We start from the raw sequence: 20,691 nt of genomic DNA, 5'->3' as shown, positions 1-20,691 counted from the left end.
CCATGGACGCCGCCACGTCACAGGAGTTCGCGTCTCCCCCAGCCGTCGCTCGAGTGCCAGTCGAACCGTCGTCTGAGTCGCCGGTCGTCGGTGTCGTCAGTCGTCCGCGTTCGCGTCGGCGGGGCGGCCGGCGTCGACGAGTCGGTCGCGGCCGACGAGCAGCGCGACCGAGAGGAGGACCCCGGCGAGCGCGAAGGTCGCGATCAGGGCGAAAAACGCCGTCAGCGAGGCCTCGCCGAGGACGACGCCGCCGACGGCGATACTCGCCGAGCCGAGTCCGAACTCCCCGAGATAGGTGTAGCCGTAGGAGAGCCCGCGCGTGTCCGGCGGCGTGTACACCGCGACCGCGTTCTGATAGAACGGTTGGATCGCAAAGAGAAAGAACCCGAAGGTGCCACAGAGGACGGTGATCCCGAGCAGCCCCAGTTCGGTCCCGGGAACGAACGCGAGCGCGAGGACCGCGAGAACGGCGAAGAGTCCGATCAGTCCGCGTGCAGGCGGAACGCGATCGGTCAGCTTCCCGCCGACGTACTGTCCCCCCATCCCGACGACCAGCAGCCCGACGTAGATGTAATCGGCCGGCTCGATTCCCTCGAGACCGGCGGGAACGGCGAGCCCGCCGATCGCTTCGAGACCGTGGAGGATCTCGGGGAGGTAGGTGAGCATGCCGCGGTAGTACAGTCCCTCGACGGCGACGACGGCGAAGATAATCGCGAAGGCGCTCGCGAACAGCGCCCGGGAGTCCGAGACGAGTTCCGACACCGATAACGCCTCGTCGGGGCCGGCGTCGACGCCGTCTTCGACGGCTGCGGTCGGATCGAACTCCGCACTAAGTCCGTAGATAACGGCGAGGATGCCGGGCACGGCGAGGATCGCTGCGACGAGCGACCACTCGAGGAAGATCAGCAGCGTCGCGGCGACGAAGGGGCCGAGCGCGATGCCGGCGTTGCCGGCGATGCCGTGCCAGGCGAAGACGGTCCCGCGCTCCGAGACGCCGGTGCTGATGAGCGCGAGGCCGGCGGGGTGATAAACGCTGGCCGCGACGCCCCAGAGGACGAGGCCGACGGCGATCGTGTAGATCGACGCGGCCAGCGAGAGCACGAGGAACGCGGCGCTCATCCCCGCGAGACAGCTCACGACGAGCCGTTTCGGGCCGTATCGGTCCGCGAGGATACCGCCGGGGAGCGCCCCCAGTCCGAAGGGCGCATATCCGAGCGCGACCACGATTCCGAACGTCGCGACGCCCACGTCGAACTCGGCCAGCCAGACGACCAGAAAGATCGGGATCGAGGTCTCGAACCAGTGGACCAGCGCATGGCCCGCCATGGTAAAGCCAGCGATCGCGCGATCGTTCGCGTTCAGCCCCATATCCGTTACCCGACTCCGGGCCCGCCGTGCACTTAGCCGCTTGGGAACCGGCGTCGTCCGCGCTCTTGCCCTCTAGGAATCGAACCGGAGCGGCCCCTCGAGATCTGCCGGCAGGATCACGTCGAGTTCGCCGGCGGAACGGTATTCGTGAACCGTCTCGACCGCCGCCTCGAAGGCGGCGAGGGTATCGCCCTCGAGTCGGTGGAAAAACAGCGCGGTAATCCCGCGCATCGATGCCGTGCGCTCGATCGCCGTCCGGGCGCGCTCGGCGGTGGGTTCGCCGATTCGGGACGTCTGTCGCGGGTTCACGGCGTAGCCCTGCACCGGGCGGCCGCCCGCGAAGCCGAGGTCGTGATGCCGCTCGACGAGGGCGAGCGTCCGTTCGTCGTAGTCGCCGTGCGGATAGGCGAAGTACCGCGCCCCGTCCTCGAACCCTTCCGCCTCGAGCCAGTCCTTTCCCCGCTTGATTTCCGACTCCTGTGTTTCCGTCTCGAGGGTCGACAGGTGCGGGTGAGAGTAACAGTGGTTGCCGATGACCCAGCCGGCGTCGTGGAGTTCGTGGAGGTGATCGGCCGTGAGTCGAGGGAAGCCGCCGGGGTCGTCGGCACCGCGCATCTCCGCTTCGATCCGACCCGGGTTGACGAACGAGACGGCGGGATAGCCGTACTCCTCGAGCGTCGGGAGCGCTTTCGTGTAGTCGGTGATGTGGGCGTCGTCGAACTGGAACATCACTTTCCCGGTGTCGGGTCGCGGCACGAGATGGAGGTCGTCGAGCCAGACGGTTTCCGCCTCTCCCGCGTTCGTCCTGACGAGGACGGAGAGTTTGCGGACCGCGGTCGGATCGAAGTTCGCCGCGACCGCGTCGATCCCGAAGTTGTATCGGACGAGCGGAAGACCGCCCTTGATCCCGCGACGGTAGTCGATCTCGCGGCCGTCGTCGTCGGTCAATCGGAGCCACGGGACGACGAGCCCCTTCGACGCGACGGCGAGGCCCGGAACGACGTCGGCGAGGTCGCGGGGCTCGGCGAACGTCGCCGTGAGTCCGCCGGTCCGCTCGGCCGCCGGAATCTCGAGGCGGGCGCTCTGGGTCCCGACGACCGACCGGGACGGGTCGGGCGAGAGCGTCGCGCCGAAGACCTCCCAAGAGTCGAGCGTCTCGAAGTCGTCGATCGTCCCGACCAGTCCCGGGTCGCCCGTCGGCGGCGGATCGCCGGATTCGGGCCGTGGTGGCGGATCGATATCGCTCGCGTTCGAATCGGCCTCCGCCGGTGCCGAATCGACCCATCTCGAGGTGAGACAGCCAGCCAGGCAAAGCGACGCCGTCGCTGCGAGATAGTGCCGCCGTTGCATTCACGGCTGATCAGGTCGACAGCGGCTATTGTTACGAACCCGTTACTATCGTCGGTTCCGAGGGTATGTGGCGGATACCCGGAGTGTCGTTTGGCTGCCGCTATAGTAGCGACTGAACGTCGTTGACACCTGATCGCACGACGGCGTTACGATCAGTGTGTCGATCGTTTCAGTTGCTACTAGAGGATCGCGACCCGTCGGTCGCCGCGTCACGACCGCCGACGACGAGTTCGCCGTCGTCGTCGACGGCTTCGCCGTCTGCTCGTTGCGTCTCCGACGCAACGCTGGTCTCGACGTAGACGTCGTCGGCGAACCCGCCTTCGGCGTGGGGATGGTCGGGATTCTCGAGGCGTTCGGGCGTCGAGGGCGCTTCGGGGAGGCCCGCCGCCGGCGCGAACTGGCCCAGCGGCTCCGCGATCGTGACGTCCCAGCGGTCGAAAAAGTCGCTGTAGCGGTCGTAGTGGGCCTCGAGTTCGTCGGCGGGGAACTCCATCATTTCGGTCCAACCGTGGTTGTAGAAGTCGAAGTTGGCCTGGATGTGTGTGATCTCGCGGGCCTCGGCCTCGGAGTAGCCTTCCTGTAGCGCACGCAGGTAGGCGTCCATCGTCGCGTCGAAGAGGCCATCGAGGTGGGCCGTGCGCTCCTCGGCGTGGGCGGGGTCGGCCTTCCCGGCGAAGATTTTAGTATGGAGTCTGACGAGTCCCGAGTTGGCGACCGATCGGATGCCCGGCGTCTCGAGGGCCTTCCGATAGGCGAAGTGTTTCGCGTTCTGACGGAGTTTCATGGGTTCGTCTTGGGAAGGGGCCCTAAAGAGCCGTTCGGACAACACTGTTAGGTCCGACGGCGGTTCGCCGCCGCTCGAGTCCCGTCGCTGCTCCGAGCGGGTGAGTCGAACGTCGGTGGGGGACCGGCCGTCGGAGATGGCGGCAAACCGTGTCCGTCCGAGAAGTGGTATCGGAACGGTCGGATCGGAACCACTCTGGTGAATATATTCGGGGTTCAGTTTACAATCGTAGTGGCAACGCACCCCGCACGGTAAAATGGACGAGATAGCAACCCACTTTAACCCGCATTACGAACGTTCCCGATATGACTCAGTACGTCATCATCGGTGACGGGATCTCGGGTAGTTCGGCCGCCGAGACCCTCCGGGAGGAAGACCCGGACGCGAAGATTACCGTCATCACCGATGAGGGGGAGCCACTGTACAACCGGATTCTCATCAAGGAACACGCGAAAGGGAAGCTCCCCGAAGCCCCCATTTCGATTCACGACGAGGACTGGTATCAGGAACGCGAGATCGACCTCTCGTTGAACACCCACGTTACGAGCGTCGATACCGACGCGAAGGTCGTCAATACCCACGACAGCGGCGAGATTCCGTACGACAAGCTGCTCGTCGCGACCGGTGGGACGCCGACACAACTGCCCGTCGAAAACAGCGATGCCGACGGGATTCACCACTTTTGGACCTTCGAGGACGCCCGCGGCATCCGCGAGCACGCGGAAAACGCGGATAAAGGCGTCATCGTCGGTGCCGGACTCCTCGGAATCGACTTCGCTGCGGTCTGTGGTGCACAGGGTATCGAGGCCGAGTATCTGATGCGCGGCGACCGCTGGTGGCGATATGCCCTCTCCGGCGACGGTGCGGAGATCATGCACGAGGGCATGCGAGAGGTCGGCATCGAACCGGTCTTCGATAGCGGCGTCGATCACTTCGAGACCGACGACGACGGACACGTTACCGCCGCCGTCGATCCGAACGGCGACCGCTACGAGTGTGACTTCGTCGGGGCCGCTATCGGGTTGAACTTCAACACCGAGTTCCTCCGCGGGTCCGACATCGAACGGGACAACGGGATCGTCGTCGACGAGTACATGCAGACCAACGTCGACGATGTCTACGCCGCCGGTGACCTCACTCGATTCTACGACGTCCTGCTCGGCGAGCAGGGTCAGAACGGGTCGTGGGGGTCGGCGAAGGAACAGGGCCGCGTCGCCGCGGTCAACATGGCCGCCGACGAGGAGGCCGAAGGGTTCCAGTGGGTCTCCTCGTACTCCATTACCCACTTCGATTTCCCGTTCCTCTCCTTCGGTCACCCGACGCTGGGCGACGAACACGCCGAACGGCGCTACAGCGACACCGAGTGGCGTCGTATCGCCTTCAAGGACGGCCGGATCGTCGGCGGCGTCCTCATCGGCGACCTCTCGCCCCAGAGCAAATTCAAACAGCTCATGCGCGAACAGCGCGTCGTCGCCGACCAGGCCGACGTGCTCCTGGAACAGTCCGTCGATCTGGACGACCTCGCAGCGCCTCAGGAACAGTAGTCCGGTTCGCCCGACGCAGTCCGTTTTTCGCGTTCTCGAGTCGCCGAGCGCGCCGACTCGGAATCAGTCTTTTCGATCCCCGCCGCTCAGCAACGGGGGACACGCAGTGTCGCCCGTGCCGGACTGGTCGCTCCCCGCGCCGGAACTATTAAGTCAGTATCGGTCATTTGGTAACAATGAACATGGCTGCCAGTGAACGCCGCCGTCAATCAGTACGGATCGAACACGCCGATGCCCGACTCGAGCGAGTCGAATCAGTCGCGGCGAGCGCGACAGTTCGCCACGTCGATCAGCTCGACACGGAGACGCTGGCGGCCGTCTATCGCGCCGTTTCGGAGGACCGACCCGTCTCGACCGCTGCGACGGACCTCGAACCGGGTGAGGTACTGGTCTTTACCGACTACTACCGCGTCGCACGCGTTTGAGCCGACCCCGGTGCGTCGCAGCCCGGCCCGCTCGCCGATGGGTGGTATCGAAGTCGTTTTCCCGCGTGCGCGCCTTCGGTGACGCATGAACGGCGACAGCGACATGACACTGGCGTTCGAGCTCGAGGCGCTCAAGGAACTCGCCTCGCCCGAGCGCGTGTTCGAAGACGCCAGAGGGTGGACCGAGTACATCGGCGTCGTCTCTGAGAAACCGACCTACGTCGTGACGAACTTCACGCGGAAGAACCGCATCCGACAGGACTTCTTCTCCGGCCCCCGCGGGAAAGCGGAGAGTCTCGAGGGCGTCAAAGACCAGTTCGACACCGAACGCTACGTCTACGTCGGTGCAAACGACGACGACGAGCGGCTGGCCGACGAGGTCGGCTGGGAGTACCTCGACGTCGAGGACGCCGCGGAGGCGGCCGACTGGATCGTGGCGAGCCACGCCGACGACGAGGACGACGACGCGGAGCAGGTCCGCGACGACTGGCCGTAGGCCACGCCGTCGGATCGACCGGGCGTTCCCCACCGGTCCCGAAACCATCTTTGAGGTCGCGAGGAGCGTGTCCTCCCGGCTTCTCTCTTCGCTCCTTGCCCCCACAGTTGCACGGCCACCCTTTTCGACGACTCGGTCCGCAGAAGCCGGGCAGCCGCCCGTTCTCCGCGAGTCGTCGCGCTTATGCCCGCGCCGGCCGAAGCGCTCACAATGGCAGACCCCCGCGATCCGGGTTCCGACAGCGGTGATCGCCTCGCGCTCCCCTGTGGGGAGCGCGTCGATCCCCACGAGATCGATCTGGGCATGCGCGAGTACGCCTGCCCCTGCGGCGACGCTCACGCCGTCGTGACCGACGTGCATCCGCCCTCGCGTTTCTTCCCGGAGTCGCTCGTCGCCGTCCTTCAGGAGACGATCGACACCGACGACGAGTTCGAGGAGTTCGGGACGCCCCACCTGCTGGGCGTGGTTCTCGAGGAGTTCCCCGAGGAGGTCGTCGTCCACGACGCAAGCGACGACGGTGCCGTCGGCTACACGCTGCTGTGGGTGACCGACTTCGACGCCCGCCGCCTCCACGAGGTCGTCGTCGAACTCGTCGTCGAACTCATGGAGCACGCGATCAGTCACGCCGAGAACGACGACGCCGTCACCGAGTTCGAGTCCCAGATGCTCGAGTTCGATGTCGCGGAGTTCGTCGACCAGTACCGCCGCCAGCGCGAGTTCGAAAGCGAGCACGACCAGCCGCTCTGAGAGGCGGCCGCACACGCCCATCGCCCGGCGGATTCGGTATCGTTACTCCCCGAACGAGACGGTCAGCCGAAGCCCGCCAGCCTCGCTCTCGCCGACGGAGATCGACCAGCCGTGAGCCTCGACGACCTCGGAGACGATCGCCAGCCCGAAACCGGTGCCGTCCGCGGCAGTACTGTATCCGAACTCGAGGACGTTCTCGCGCTCGCTCGGCGGGATGCCGGGGCCATCGTCGCCGATCGCGAACCCGTCCTCGGTTGCCGTGATGGTAATCGTTACGTCCGGCCCGACGTGTTCGCGCGCGTTTCGGAAGACGTTCTCGAAGAGCACGAGCAGTCGTTCCTCGTCCGCCTCGACCGTGGGTAATGTCCCCTCCCGAACGACGGATAACTCGGCGTCGACCGTTCGATGCGCCCGCTCGGCGACGGCCCCGAGGTCGACCGGCTCCGTTTCCGTCAGTCGTTGTCCGCTCCGGGCCAGCGCGAGGACGTTCTCGATGAGGACGTCCATCCGGTCGAGCGCCCACTCGATCTCCGCGCGGTAGTGCTCGCCCTCGGCGTCGATGTGGGGTTCGAGGTTCTCGAGGTGGCCCGCCGCGAGCGTCAGTGGGGTCCGCAGGTCGTGGGAAACGGTGCTCGCGAAGGCATCCAGCCGGTCGTTCTGGCGCTCGAGTTCCGCGGTCCGCGCGGCGAGTTCGTCCTCGCGGCGGGCCCGCTCGAGGGCGGCTTCGACGTTGGCCGCGAGGATGCGTGCCAGCGTAACGGTCTCGGGTTCGAAGTCGTTCGTCGCCGTCGAACTGGCGATGAAGATCCCCTCATCGCCGAGCGGGATGTGGATCTCGCTCCGGACCGGGGTCTCGGGGTTGCGGAGGTTGTCGGCGTAGCGAACGTCGCCGTGGACGATGGTCTCGCCGGCCTCGAAGGCGTCCCAGGCGATACCGTTACCCGCCTCGATCGTCGGGACCGTCCCGAGCAGCGCTTCCGTCTCGTCGGTCATCGCGACCGGAACGAGCATGCCGCGGTTCCCGTCCGTGTCGTCGCTCGCATCGGCGGTGGACCTGTCGTCGTCCTGCGGGGAGCCGTCCGCCCGCTCCTCGTACAGGTGAATCGAATTGATCTCGAGCGACAGCGCGTCGTGGGCGATTTCGGTGGCAACGCGGGCGACCTCCTCGGTTCGCTCCGCGGCCATCAGTCGGCGGGTCCCCTCGTGGAGGCGGTGAATCCGTCGCTCCCGCTCCTTGTAATCGCTGATGTCTCGGATGACGCCGACGCTGCCGGTAAACGAGCCGTTATCGTCGACCAGCGGCGCGACGTTGTTCTCGACGAGCACGGGGTCGCCGTCGACGGGTTCGAACTGCATCTCGTAGGTCTCCCACGTCCGATCGTCGTCGGACAGGATCTCGCGGAGGGTCCGTTTCGCCCGCTCGACGTCCTCGTCGGGCATGTAGTCGGCCGGGTGCTCGCCGACGAGTTCGGCACGCGGCTTCCCGAGCACGTCCGCCATCGCGTCGTTGACCATCTCGATCCGTCCCTCAGCGTCGAGGACGAACATCGGATCGCCGACCGTATCGACGAGGGTTCGATATTGCTCGAGTTCCCGTTCACGCCGTTTCCGCTCGCTGATGTCGGTATAGATCGCGTACTCGTAGATGTCGCCCTCGATCTCGGCCGCGAACCCGCGGAGGGAGAAGTGTTTGGGGCCGTCGACCGTCAGGCGCTCGACGACCGCGGTGACTACGTCACCGAGCCCGACTGTTCCCGCGATGCAAACCGGCTCGTCGCCGTCAGGGACGAGGACGTCGTCGAGCGAGTCCCCCGAGATGGCATCGCGATCGTAGCCGAAAATCTCCTCGAACGCGGGGTTGACATCGACGATTCGGTTCGGATCGGCACGGCGCGTCACGATGATCGCGTCGGGGCTGTACTCGAAAAGCGTCGTGAAGTGCTCCCGGTTGATACCCGGTGTTCGGGCCGACGGGGGCGGATCGACGGCCCGTGCGTCGCCCGACTGCCCCCGTCCGTCGACTACCGTTCGGAGTTGTGCCAGAAGTCGCTCCGTCGAATCCGCGACGTCTCTCGGGACGTAGCCGGACAGACCGGCCGTAATGGCGTCGCTCGCGAGCCGTTCGTCGCTATCGGCGGTGTAGAGTACGAACGGGATCTCGGCGACCCCGTCCCCCCGGATGCGATCGTACAGCGACAGCGCGTCCGTTTCGGCGAATCGATATTCGGTGACGACACACGTCCGCTCGTCCGCGTCCGCGAGCGCGCCGCGGAGCTCGACCGGCGTCGCAACGGGATCGATCGCGAGTTCGTCCGCGGCCGACTCGAGTTCGTCGACGGTTCGACGGCGAGCCGCGGGGTCCGGGTCGGCGTAAATAACGGTGATCGGGTGCTGGAAGCGGGGAGTGCCGGACGCAGCCATCTAACTGATACGAAGAACGGAACGCGTCGTGATAAGGCGTGTGGCCGGAAATTTCGATTATAGCCGGCCGTAACACCGCTCGGAGTACCCGCGACGGGAGCGGAAGAGAGTCACACCCAATCACCGAACCACCCGCGACCGTTGCGAACGCGGCCCGGATCGAGGTGACGTCGACGGTTGAATTCGAATTTCGAAAAGCCGTTTCGAGATTCGTACTGTATCGTGGGGCTTATTACGATGTACGAACTCCGTTTCGACAAGACAAATGAGTACGGACACCGCCGCAGACGGCGAGACGGGGGACGGACGCACGATCCTGTTGATCGGGAGCGGCCCGATCCAGATCGGACAGGCCGCCGAGTTCGACTACTCGGGCGCACAGGCCTGTCGGGCGCTCCAGGAGGAAGGCGCTCGCGTCGTCCTCGTGAACTCGAACCCGGCGACGATCATGACCGATCCGGAGATGGCCGACGAGGTCTACATCGAGCCGATCACCACCGACGCCATCGCCGAGATCATTCGGGCGGAAAACCCCGACGGGGTCATCGCCGGCCTGGGCGGTCAGACCGGCCTGAACGTCACCGCCGAACTCGCGGAGGAGGGTGTCCTCGAGGAGTACGACGTCGAGATCATGGGGACGCCGCTCGATACCATCTATGCCACGGAGGACCGCGACCTTTTCCGCCAGCGCATGGAGAAGATCGGCCAGCCGGTCCCCGCCTCGACGACCATCTCGCTCGAGGAGGACGAAGAAGTCTCGGAGATGACCGAGGCCGACCTGAGAGAGCGCGTCGAAGCCGCTGTCGACGAAGTCGGCGGCCTGCCGGTCATCGCCCGCACGACCTACACGCTGGGTGGCTCCGGGTCCGGCGTCGTCCACGAGATGGACGAACTCCTCCGCCGCGTCCGCAAGGGGCTGCGCCTCTCCCGCAACAGCGAGGTCCTCATCACCGAGTCGATCGCCGGCTGGGTCGAGTACGAGTACGAGGTCATGCGCGACGCCGACGACTCCTGTATCATCATCTGTAACATGGAGAACATCGACCCGATGGGCATCCACACCGGGGAGTCGACGGTCGTCACACCCTCCCAGATCGTCCCCGACGAAGGTCACCAGGAGATGCGTACCGCCGCGCTCGAGGTCATCCGCGAACTCGGTATCCAAGGTGGGTGTAACATCCAGTTCGCGTGGCACGACGACGGCACCCCCGGCGGCGAGTACCGCGTCGTCGAAGTCAACCCCCGCGTCTCCCGGTCCTCGGCGCTGGCCTCGAAGGCGACCGGCTATCCGATCGCTCGCGTCACCGCGAAGGTCGCGCTGGGCAAGCGCCTCCACGAGATCGACAACGAGATCACCGGCGAAACGACGGCGGCGTTCGAACCCGCGATCGACTACGTCGTCACCAAGGTCCCCCGGTGGCCCAAAGACAAGTTCGACGACGTCGACTTCGAACTGACGACGGCGATGAAGTCGACCGGCGAGGCGATGGCCATCGGCCGCACGTTCGAGGAGTCGCTGCTCAAAGCCTTACGTTCGAGCGAGTACGAACCCGACGTCGACTGGGCCGAGGTGAGCGACGACGAACTCGAGGAGCGCTACCTCGAGCGCCCGTCGCCGGACCGCCCCTACGCGATGTTCGAGGCGTTCGAGCGCGGCTACACCGTCGAGGAAGTCCAGGAGCTGACGGGCATTTTCGAGTGGTACACCGAGCGTCTCAAGCGCATCGCAGACTCGACGCTGGCGGCCCAGGAGGGCGACTTCACCGAGGCCGCGATCGCCGGCCACACCAACGCGACGATCGCCTCGGCCGCCGGTGCTGACGTCGATACCGTCGAAACCGAGGTCCCGGGTCGCACCTACAAGCAGGTCGACACCTGTGCCGGCGAGTTCGAGGCCGAGACGCCGTACTACTACTCCGCTCGCAAGTCGGAGTTCGAATCGGGGCCGCTGCTGGGCGACGCCGCCGCGGGCGAACTCGAGGTCGACCGCGATATCGAGAGCGTGATCGTCGTCGGCGGCGGCCCGATCCGTATCGGCCAGGGCGTCGAGTTCGACTACTGTTCGGTCCACGCCGTCCGCGCCCTGCGCGAACTCGGCATCGACGCCTACGTCGTCAACAACAACCCCGAGACGGTCTCGACCGACTACGACACCTCCGACGGCCTGTTCTTCGAGCCCATTACCGCCGAAGAGGTCGCCGACGTCGCCGAGGCGACCGGTGCCGACGGCGTGATGGTCCAGTTCGGCGGCCAAACCTCGGTCAACATCGGCGAACCGCTCGAGGACGAACTGCAACGCCGCGGGCTGGACTGTGAGGTCATGGGCACGTCCGTCGAGGCGATGGACCTCGCGGAGGACCGCGACCGTTTCAACGCTCTGATGGCCGAACTGGGAATCTCGCAGCCGGACGGCGGGACCGCCTTCTCCGAGGAGGAAGCCCTCGAGTTGGCCCACGATATCGGCTACCCGGTCCTCGTGCGTCCCTCCTACGTGCTGGGCGGGCGCGCGATGCAGGTCGTCTACGACGACGAGGAACTCCGGACCTACATCGAGGAAGCCGTCCGCGTCGCGCCGGACAAGCCGATCCTCGTCGACGACTTCCTCGAGGACGCGATCGAACTCGACGTCGACGCCGTCTCGGACGGCCGCAACGCCATCATCGGCGGCATCATGGAACACGTCGAAACGGCGGGGGTCCACTCCGGCGACTCCGCATGTATGATACCGCCGCGCTCGCTGGACGAAGCGACCGTAGCGCGCGTCCGCGAGGTGACCGAGGACATCGCCGAGGCGCTGAAAACGAAGGGACTGCTGAACGTCCAGCTCGCGGTTCGCGACGGCGAGGTCTACGTGCTGGAGGCCAACCCGCGCTCCTCGCGGACCGTGCCCTTCGTCTCGAAGGCGACCGGTGTCCCGATCGCCAAACTCGCCGCGAAGGTCATGGCCGGCGAGACCTTAGAGAGCCTCGACGCCCAGGAGCAGATCCCCGACCACACCTCCATCAAGGAGGTCGTGTTGCCGTTCGACCGCCTGCCGGGTTCGGACCCGCGTCTCGGCCCGGAGATGAAATCCACCGGCGAGGTCATGGGCACCGCAAGCGACTTCGGCACGGCCTACTGGAAGGCCCAGCAGGCCGCCGACAACGCCGTCAGCGAGGGGACCGCCGTGGTCGATCTCGACGTCGACGGCTTCGAGACCCACTTCGACGTGGCCGAGTTCGACGACGTACCGGCAGCTATCCGTGAGGGGAAGGTCGACTTCGTCGTCAGCCGCGACCGCGACTCGCTGGAGATGGCCGTCGAGGAGGAACTCCCCTACCTGTCGACCGAAGCGAGCGCCGAGGCCTACGTCGAAGCGCTCGAGAGCTTCGAGGGCGACCTCGAAGTCGCGTCGGTCACCGACCGCCCGACGCACGTCGGCGAGTGGGGCTCCGCGGAGTAACGACGCCTGGCCCGGTCGACTCCCGACACCGTATCGTCGTGACGCTGCTGTCGGCCGGTGTCGATTCCGTCGCGAGGCGGTGTGTCGACGCTCGAACCGATCGATCGACGCCACGTTCCATTCCGTTAGCAATGTCTGCCTGCCATAGTTATAGGAAGATATATGCTTTTTAGTGCTGTGACGAACTACGATCGTAGTAAGATGCCGAAGCTAGCTGATGACTGTATGGAACACCTCGAGAAAGCATTACAGAGCGACGATCCGTCGGAGAAGAACTTCCATATTCGTCAAGTAATACAGGCATACGGCGTAGATCATCTGCCGGACGAGATCGATTCACAGTAACGCGTTCGATTCGGACCCGCAGTCGAAACGATGTCGTCGTCACAGTCGTCGTCTTCGCCGTCACGGAGCCTGTCCTGTCGCGTCGCCCGTCCTGCCTCGTCGGTAGCCGCTTCGATCGACGATCTCGTCGCCCGTTCGGCGTTCCCGGGCGCGGTTCGGGGCGAAACCGCGCGTACTGCCGGCCGGCGGGGATTGCTGACCCGATCGCCGAGTCACTCGAAGTCGTACCAGTCGAACCGCTCGACCGCGTAGCGATAGGAGATCGGCGGGGCGAGCAGCCCGGCGAGTAGGACGATCCACGCACCGGTCGTGATCGTGCGGGCGGACAGCGAGACCGCGGGGAGCGGCGTCCACGCGGTGACCGACCTGAGCAGGCCGGCGATCGCTTCGGGGGCCTCGAGGTAGAGGCTGGCGGCCGCGATCGCCGGCAGCGCGATCGCCAGCGTGTAGACGAGGAAGGCGGTCTTGCTCGGCATCACGGCCTCGCGGTTTGAAGTGACGTTGACGCTCCCGAAGCGAGGGAACGCCGAGCCGATCCCGGCGGCCAGGGCCGGCGTCGCGATCGCACCGACGACGGTGGCCCCGACCAGTGCGGCGGTGCGCTCGAGCGAGAGCGGGCTGACGATGCCCGTAACGACCGAGACGAGGAGCGCGAGCGGAACGCTGACGAGCGCGCCGGCGGCGATTCGACCGCGAATCGCTTGTCGACCGGTGAGCGTCGACGTGACGACGGCGGGCAGCGCCGGCCCGAGATCGCCGAGGGGGTTGAGCGTGAACAGCACGCCAGCAGCCCAGACGACGTACAGACAGAGCAAGACGGCCACGAACCGTGGGACGGTTCCGGCCTCGATGATCCGTTGGGCGAACGCGACGCTGCCGAGCAAGGGGTACCCGGCGTACGCGAGTCGGATCGGCGAGCGTTTCGTGCGACGGATCGCGGTCACCGCGACCGTCCGAACCGGCCGCGAGAGCGTCCCTGAGAGGAGTTCGGCGAGCCGATCGTCGGACGTTTCCGAGCTAGGTTCCTCGTCGTCGGTTCGGGCCGGGTCCGCGAACCAGTGTGTCCGCGCGCCGGCGGTTCCGACCGCGAAGGCGAGCCCGAGGACGACTACTGAGCCGACGGCTGTGCCGCCGAGCGCGGGAACTGACGGATCAATGCCGGGGACGCCGATCAGGAGGAGGTGACCGGGCCAACCGAGCGGACTGCTCCGGAGTCGAACGAACAGCGTTTCCATGATCACGTCGAACCCGCCGGTCGTGACCGCGCCGAGGTAGAGTGCCCAGAACGCGGCGAACAGCAGCATCCGGTACCGGGCGATCGGTTCGTAGGTGGTGATCAGGTGACGGATCCAGATGCCCACGGCGAACCCGACGGGGAACGCGGTGAGCAGGCAACTCCCGACCAACAGCGGTGCCGCGAGTACCGGGAGCGGGGTTCCCGCACCGGCGGCGAACGCCGCCGCGAGGAGCACCGTCGACGGCAGCAGCCACACCGCAAAGCGGGCTGTTTCCGCGGCGACGACGCCGACGACGGTGTTTCGAACCGGGGTCGATAGCAGGAGAAAAGCCGGCTGATCGATGTCGGCGACGGTCGTGATCGTCCGCATGACCGCCATGAAGACCAGAAACACCCACACGACCGCCGTGGCACCGGTGACGTAGTCGGTTGCCGTCGCCGCGTCGGCCGCGGAGAGCGTCCCGTCGGCGGCGTGTTCCCCCAGTTCCGGAAGCAAGAGGACGCCGACAGCCGTGATCGGGCCGAGTGCGAACAGCGCAACCGTCGCCATCAGGACCAGTCTGGTCCGGTTACCGGCGACCGCTCGAGTGGTCCGCCGGAACTCGGCTCTGGTGATCGACAGCGAAGCGGCGGCGAGTCCCATCAGCGAACACCTCGTTTCGGGGACGGGGCGAGCGGGCGATCGAGTCTCATGGTCGGAATCGTGTCGCGCTCCCAGTAAACCGTTTGGATTGCTGTCATTCCCCGCGTCCGCCGTGCCGGTGGGGCTCGATCAGTGTCGTCGAGCGCCGGTCCGAGTCCCGGTCGGTACGCGGGCCGGCGACGGGACTCCTGTACGTTGTGATACACATTTAATTATACCGAGACTGAAGGACTCGTATGAGCGCCGCCGACGCCCCCGCGATCGAAACCGAGGGACTGACCAAACGCTACGGCGAGACGGTCGCCGTCTCGGATCTGACGATGGCCGTCGAGCGCGGCACGGTCTATGGCTTTCTCGGTCCCAACGGCGCGGGGAAGACGACCACGATGCGGATGCTGACGACGCTGACGAAACCGACCGCCGGGACGGCCAGGGTTGCCGGCCACTCCATCGCCGACCGCGAATCGGTGACCCCGCACATCGGCTACCTACCCGAGGAGCCGCCGATCTACGACGAACTCACCGGCCGGGAACAGCTCGAGTACGCCGCCGGTCTTCGTGACATGCCCGCGGACACGGCCGACGAGCGCATCGCGTCGCTGCTCGAGCGGTTCGATCTGCGCGCGGACGCGAACAAGCGCATCGAGGACTACTCGAAGGGGATGCGCCAGAAGGTCGGCGTCATTCAGGCGGTCCTCCACGAACCGGCGGTGGCCTTCCTCGACGAGCCGACGAGCGGACTCGATCCCCGCGCCGCCCGGACGATGCGGGACACGATCGCCGACCTCGCCGATCGGGAGATGACCGTCTTCCTCTCGACACACATCCTGCCCGTCGTCGACGAGTTGGCCGACGAGATCGGCGTGCTCCACGGCGGCGAACTCGTCGCCGAGGGCGACCCCGAGCGGCTCAAGTCCCGCGCCGAGACCGGCGACGCCCGCAGTCTCGAGGATGCCTTCCTCGAGATCACCCGCGAACACGGCGAGGGCGAACTGGGGCAGGAGCGAGCCGCGGAGTGACGCACCCGACGAGCCGCTGTGGCTGCCTGAGATCGATGGATGGCGACGGAGCTCCGTTCTGCGCCACTCGCTTCCATATGTTTTTAGTGAGGGGCGATCGTACGTCCCAGCGAGAGGTGTGCATCGATGGGATGGAGAGACATCACCGGAGTCGATACGGGGTCTCGACTCGCCGAGTACGTCTCGCGGATCGACCGATACGACCTCCTGTTGGGGTTGATTCCGACGGCCTTCGCGGTCGCCGGCCTCGTCGGTCGCCTCCTCGATCTCTCGGCTGAGACGACGCTTCTCGCCGGTGTTTCCATCGCCGCCATCGCCGTGCTCGACGCCCTGTTTTTCCGCCCGCCGACGAGACCGCGCGGAACGTGACCGTCCGGTCCGATCCGCCGCTCGAGTCGATAGTTGGACCGCTAACGGGCGCTCGAGACCGTTCTCCGTTCGGCATCCGGTCTCGCGTCCCGAACCGGACGGGAGATCAGTGCTGTTCGGTCCGACCCACGGGCGTGAACGCTTCGATCGTGATCGCGATCGCATCGTCGCTCGGGACATCGCGGACCGCATAGGCCGTCGGATACGAACCGGCCGTCGGATACAGCGTCGGCTGTGGGATCTCGTACCGATCGGTGCCGGTCACGGTCTCGAGGTAGCGCTTCGTCACCATCGGTTCGATAAATGTGAGTTCGCCGCGCCCGTTGCCGGTCGTATCGTATGCACCCCAGATGAGCGTGTTCGTGAACTCGCCGTCGGTATGTTCCGGCGCGCCGGGGTCGATTAGATGTTCGCCCATGTCCGTGACGACTGCGAAGTCGCCGTCGAGCCCCGGTTCGGGAACGCGGGTGTATCCGGCAGGAAGGCGGGCTTCCGGGATGGTGTACGCCGCTGCCCTCGGGCCGTCGATGGTATCTACCGTCTCCGCCTCGAGCATGTGGAAGTGAACGTCGAGGTGCGGAACGTCGTAGGTCCCCGGTGGCGGGTGGCCCTCCGGGTTCCAGGTCAGGCCGAGGAAGGTAAACGGCGTCGCCGCCGTCTCGGGAAACGGAACGAAGAACTCCTGTGACCACGCGTGATGGATCTCGAGGGCCGTGCCGGTCGGCCCGTATTTGTCCCCGGGCTCGCCGCGTTCTGCCCGGGCTCGCAACTCTGCGGCTGACGGAAGTCCAGTGAGCGCGTCGCGGTCGAGGACGACGCCGTGGTATGTCGGATCGCCCGACGGTGCGACCGTGGTAAACGTCCGTAACTCGCCGTTGCCGAGCGAAATCGGCTCACTCCACTCGGTACGTTTTGGTGGCGGGAAGTCCCGATCCGTCGCGCTCCCGGCGGCAGTACCGGTCGCTGTGAGCGCCGTTCCGACCCACGGCACGGCGCGGAGGAACGTCCGTCGACGAGCGGTCCGCCGGCCGTCCGCGAGGTGGCTTTGCGGTGTCTCACCCATAGCGTATCCCGGATGTCCGACTCTCCACTTGCTGTCACACGCCCAACAACATATATTCCACTGTGACCGCTCGTGAACGTCCCGACGCCGTATCTATCGGTCACTCGGGAACGGGTCGAAGGTACGGGACTGAACAGGAATCGGATCAGGGATCGAAGACGCCGCGTTCGAGTCCCTCGCGAACGGGCGCATGCTCGGCGTCGGTCGGCGGCGGACTCGTCGTGAGCAGGGCCTCGAGCCGTTCGTCGTCGGCTCGGACCCCCCGTTCGACATCGGCCTCGACGACGACCACGTCGTCGGGACCGACCACGTGCTCGGTCTCGCCCTCTCGAACGACGCCGGTTCCCGAGCGGATACAGATCGCGACGTCACTGCCGGGCGCGTGAACCGGAATGAACTGCCCCGGCTCGAAGTAGCCGAGCACGACCTTCATCCGGTCGCTCCGGAACACGGGCCGCGTGCTGAATCGATCCTCGTCGTACGTCCGTTCGCTGTCGAAGTCGGTTATTGGCATGGGTGATCTCCGCCAGGCGATTCGGGCTCGCCGAAGACGTGTTCGACCCGACGTCCCTCGTCGGGGTCGGTCTTCCCCCGAACATATTGGCGGTGGATATTCGACGCCCGATCCGCCAGCGGTCGCCGCGTCCCTGCCGGGAGATCGACGCGAGCAAGTCCCGGAACGGAATACTCTAAAATGGCCGGGCTCTCTGGTTTCGTATGGAGTATCACGAGGCGGCGGATTTCCTCTTCGATCTGCGACGGTTCCGCCCGAAGCCGGGCACCGAGTCGACGGCCCGGCTGTTGGCCCACCTCGAGAACCCACACGAAACCGTCGACTTCGTTCAGATCGCCGGCTCCAACGGGAAAGGGAGCACGGCCCGAATGCTCGAGCGGACGCTGCGGGAGGCGGGCTACTCCGTCGGCCTCTACACCTCGCCACACCTCGAGGACCTCCGCGAGCGGGTCCGCGTCGACGGCCGGAAGATGTCGCGGGCGGCCGTCTGTGACTACGTCGACGCCGTTCGCGAGTACGTCACCGAGCGCGGCGCCGACGGCGAGTCCCCGACCTTCTTCGAGACGATGACCGCCATGGCGATCTGGCAGTTCGGCCGCGAGGACGTCGACATCGCCGTTCTCGAGGTCGGTATCGGCGGCAAGTACGACGCCACGAGCGTCGTCGATCCGGTCGCCAGCGCGGTCACGAGCGTGACCCTCGAGCACACGGGCATCCTGGGCGATACCGTCGCGGAGATCGCCCGCGACAAGGCCCACGTCGCCCCGGCCGACGCGCCGCTTGTCACGGGCGTCACCGGGAGCCCGCTCGAGACGATCCGCGATGTCGCCGGCGCGGTCGTCACCGTCGGAGCGGCGACGGAGGCCGACGACGGCACCGCTTCGAACCCCGACGTTCGGGTCGCCTACGGTGGGCGGACGAACCACACCGAAGCCGCCGTTTCGATCGACGCGGATGTGTGGGACCTCGAGACGCGGATTCCGTTGCTGGGCGAGCATCAGGCCGAAAACGCCGGCATCGCCGCCACCCTCGCCAGACAGGTCGGCGACGTTTCGACGGCGGAGATCGCGCGTGGCCTGCGAAGCGCCCACTGGCCGGGCCGGTTCGAGGTGCTCGATACGGAGCCGCTGACCGTCCTCGACGGCGCGCACAACCCGGGGGCCTGCGAGGGCCTCGCCGAGACCCTCGGCACGTACGACTACGACGACCTCTACCTCGTCTTCGGCGCGATGCACGACAAGGACCACCGCGAGATGGCCGCCGCCTTGCCGACGCCCGACACCGTCGTGACGACCGAACCGACCCTCGACCGGGCCGAGGATCGGGCCGTCCTCGCCGATGTCTTCGCCGACGCCGGCGTCGGGACCGTCCGTACCGAGACCGCGGTCCCGGACGCGCTCGCGACCGCCCTCGGCGACGCCGGGAGTGACGATTGCGTGCTCGTCACCGGGTCGCTGTTCGCGGTCGCGGAGGCCCGATCGAGATGGACCCGTACCGACGTTCCAAAGCGCGTCCGCGACCGCTCCGACGCCCGCGACGCGCTCGCGGAGGCGAACGTCGCCGCGGGCGATGTCGAGCGACTGGACGGCGACGCCGTCCACCGAGTCGTCAGGACGGCGCTTCGGGACCGACAGGCGACCGTCCTCAAGGAGGAACTGCTGCGGCTGGGCGGTGAATGCGCACTTTCGGGCCTCGAGCGCGACGACGAACCCGTCGACGCCGTGTTGATGGGCACGCTCGCCCAGTTCGAAGCGCTCGTCGAGACCCTCGAGACGCGCTCGCGACCCCACGGTCTGACCGATGTCGCCCGCGAGTTGCGGGACACGCTCGCGGTCGACGCCGGACCCGATGCCAGCGTCGCCGACGAGATGGACGCCGACGGCGACGCGACGGAACCGACGGGGGCCGCCGGCCGGCCTCGAACGCCCGATCGGCCAGCCGACGGCTCGAGCGGTCCGGACTACCCCTGGACCGATCGGACGGCCGTAATGGGGATTCTGAACGTCACGCCCGACAGCTTCCACGACGGCGGCGAGTACGACGCTCTCGACGACGCCGTGGCCCGCGCCGAGGAGATGGTCGCGGCCGACGCCGACGTGATCGATATCGGCGGGGAGTCGACCCGGCCGGGCGCTGACCCCGTGTCGGTCGAGGAGGAACTCGACCGGGTCGTGCCCGTGGTCAAACGGATCGCCGATCTCGATGCCTTGCTCTCGGTCGACACCCGCAGAGCCGCCGTCGCCGACGCCGCGCTCGAGGCCGGTGCCGACATCATCAACGACGTGTCGGGGCTCGAGGACCCCGAGATGCGATTCGTCGCCGCCGAACACGACGCGGGGCTGGTCGTGATGCACAGCATCGACGCGCCGGTCGTCCCCGATCGCGATGTCGAGTACGACGACGTCGTCGCGGACGTGATCGATCAACTCTCCGAACGCATTTTGCTGGCCGAGAAGGCGGGGCTGGACCGGAACCAAATCATCGTCGACCCCGGGATCGGCTTCGGGAAGTCGGCCAGCGAGAACTTCGAGTTGCTCGACCGGATCGACGAGTTCCGCGCGCTCGGCTGTCCCGTCCTCTTCGGCCATTCCCACAAGTCAATGTTCGGCCAGGTCGGCCGCGAGGCCGGCGACCGACTCGAGGCGACCGTCGCGGCCAGTGCCCTCGCGGCCGACCGCGGGGCGGATCTCGTCCGTGTCCACGACGTTCCCGAGAACGTCGCCGCAGTCCGGACGGCGCTCGCCGCGCGTGACCCGGAGCGGTTCGACTGGGAGTCGTAATCCCCGTTCTCCGATCGGGGCGCGTCTCGAAGAGACCGGTCAAGGGACGGGACTCGGACCGTTCGACGGCCGCGTCCGTTCACATGCGCGACCGAACGGCAGCCTCGAAAACGAGTTTCTGGAGTGGTGTGGAGTCGTTCCGAG

15 protein-coding genes are annotated in these 20,691 nt (G+C 66.6%); 8 read left to right on the top strand and 7 right to left on the bottom strand.

Annotated elements, in window-relative coordinates; all coding sequences use genetic code 11:
* Positions 1-96 precede the first annotated feature (96 nt).
* From ALTAJ2_RS01795 to ALTAJ2_RS01785, 3 genes are all read right to left on the bottom strand, one after another.
* Positions 97-1,368, bottom strand: a complete 1,272-nt coding sequence (locus ALTAJ2_RS01795; RefSeq protein ID WP_007110553.1) for an MFS transporter — start codon at positions 1,366-1,368, stop codon at positions 97-99.
* Positions 1,369-1,440: 72 nt separating this feature from the next.
* On the bottom strand, positions 1,441-2,718 hold the full coding sequence (locus ALTAJ2_RS01790) for a polysaccharide deacetylase family protein (protein ID WP_007110554.1): 1,278 nt from the start codon (positions 2,716-2,718) through the stop codon (positions 1,441-1,443).
* A 169-nt stretch (positions 2,719-2,887) separates the two neighbouring features.
* The gene (locus ALTAJ2_RS01785; protein WP_007110555.1) at positions 2,888-3,502 is read right to left on the bottom strand and encodes a DUF6149 family protein; all 615 of its coding nucleotides are present in this window, start codon (positions 3,500-3,502) and stop codon (positions 2,888-2,890) included.
* A 305-nt stretch (positions 3,503-3,807) separates the two neighbouring features.
* Here ALTAJ2_RS01785 and ALTAJ2_RS01780 point away from each other — a divergent pair, with 305 nt between their 5' ends.
* The 4 genes from ALTAJ2_RS01780 to ALTAJ2_RS01765 all read left to right on the top strand — a co-directional run bounded on the left by ALTAJ2_RS01780 (position 3,808) and on the right by ALTAJ2_RS01765 (position 6,714).
* On the top strand, positions 3,808-5,046 hold the full coding sequence (locus ALTAJ2_RS01780) for an NAD(P)/FAD-dependent oxidoreductase (protein WP_007110556.1): 1,239 nt from the start codon (positions 3,808-3,810) through the stop codon (positions 5,044-5,046).
* Between the two features lie 176 nt (positions 5,047-5,222).
* Positions 5,223-5,471, top strand: a complete 249-nt coding sequence (locus ALTAJ2_RS01775) for a hypothetical protein (RefSeq protein WP_007110557.1) — start codon at positions 5,223-5,225, stop codon at positions 5,469-5,471.
* A gap of 85 nt (positions 5,472-5,556) precedes the next feature.
* Positions 5,557-5,967: a DUF7124 domain-containing protein gene (locus tag ALTAJ2_RS01770; RefSeq protein ID WP_007110558.1), complete on the top strand. Its 411-nt coding sequence runs from the start codon at positions 5,557-5,559 to the stop codon at positions 5,965-5,967.
* A 210-nt stretch (positions 5,968-6,177) separates the two neighbouring features.
* The gene (locus ALTAJ2_RS01765) at positions 6,178-6,714 is read left to right on the top strand and encodes a DUF5815 family protein (protein WP_007110559.1); all 537 of its coding nucleotides are present in this window, start codon (positions 6,178-6,180) and stop codon (positions 6,712-6,714) included.
* A gap of 42 nt (positions 6,715-6,756) precedes the next feature.
* Here ALTAJ2_RS01765 and ALTAJ2_RS01760 read toward each other — a convergent pair whose 3' ends face one another.
* On the bottom strand, positions 6,757-9,135 hold the full coding sequence (locus tag ALTAJ2_RS01760; RefSeq protein WP_007110560.1) for a PAS domain S-box protein: 2,379 nt from the start codon (positions 9,133-9,135) through the stop codon (positions 6,757-6,759).
* Between the two features lie 265 nt (positions 9,136-9,400).
* On the opposite strand from ALTAJ2_RS01760, the gene carB reads away from it, so the two are divergent.
* A complete protein-coding gene (gene carB / locus ALTAJ2_RS01755; protein ID WP_007110561.1) occupies positions 9,401-12,577 on the top strand; it encodes a carbamoyl-phosphate synthase large subunit in 3,177 nt (1,058 codons plus the stop codon).
* 557 nt (positions 12,578-13,134) lie between these two features.
* Here the strand turns inward: carB and ALTAJ2_RS01750 are convergent.
* Positions 13,135-14,802 (bottom strand): hypothetical protein, encoded by a 1,668-nt coding sequence (locus tag ALTAJ2_RS01750; RefSeq protein ID WP_007110562.1) that lies wholly within the window; start codon positions 14,800-14,802, stop codon positions 13,135-13,137.
* Positions 14,803-15,038: 236 nt separating this feature from the next.
* On the opposite strand from ALTAJ2_RS01750, the gene ALTAJ2_RS01745 reads away from it, so the two are divergent.
* Together ALTAJ2_RS01745 and ALTAJ2_RS01740 are read left to right on the top strand one after the other, a co-directional pair.
* Complete coding sequence (locus ALTAJ2_RS01745) at positions 15,039-15,821, top strand: ABC transporter ATP-binding protein (protein WP_007110563.1); 783 nt, start codon at positions 15,039-15,041, stop codon at positions 15,819-15,821.
* A 126-nt stretch (positions 15,822-15,947) separates the two neighbouring features.
* Positions 15,948-16,190 (top strand): hypothetical protein, encoded by a 243-nt coding sequence (locus ALTAJ2_RS01740; protein WP_007110564.1) that lies wholly within the window; start codon positions 15,948-15,950, stop codon positions 16,188-16,190.
* A 106-nt stretch (positions 16,191-16,296) separates the two neighbouring features.
* Here ALTAJ2_RS01740 and ALTAJ2_RS01735 read toward each other — a convergent pair whose 3' ends face one another.
* A complete protein-coding gene (locus ALTAJ2_RS01735) occupies positions 16,297-17,253 on the bottom strand; it encodes a hypothetical protein (RefSeq protein ID WP_007110565.1) in 957 nt (318 codons plus the stop codon).
* Positions 17,254-17,398: 145 nt separating this feature from the next.
* Positions 17,399-17,767 carry a cupin domain-containing protein gene (locus tag ALTAJ2_RS01730; RefSeq protein ID WP_007110566.1) on the bottom strand — a complete coding sequence of 123 codons (369 nt, stop codon included), beginning with the start codon at positions 17,765-17,767 and terminating at the stop codon, positions 17,399-17,401.
* Positions 17,768-17,970: 203 nt separating this feature from the next.
* Here ALTAJ2_RS01730 and folP point away from each other — a divergent pair, with 203 nt between their 5' ends.
* Positions 17,971-20,547 carry a dihydropteroate synthase gene (gene folP, locus ALTAJ2_RS01725; RefSeq protein ID WP_007110567.1) on the top strand — a complete coding sequence of 859 codons (2,577 nt, stop codon included), beginning with the start codon at positions 17,971-17,973 and terminating at the stop codon, positions 20,545-20,547.
* Positions 20,548-20,691: the final 144 nt, after the last annotated feature.

It is taken from the genome of Natrinema altunense, from assembly GCF_000731985.1.
Lineage (GTDB): Archaea > Halobacteriota > Halobacteria > Halobacteriales > Natrialbaceae > Natrinema > Natrinema altunense.
The sequence above is the reverse complement of the archived record's forward strand: the minus strand, read 5'-3'. Positions and strand labels throughout refer to the sequence as shown.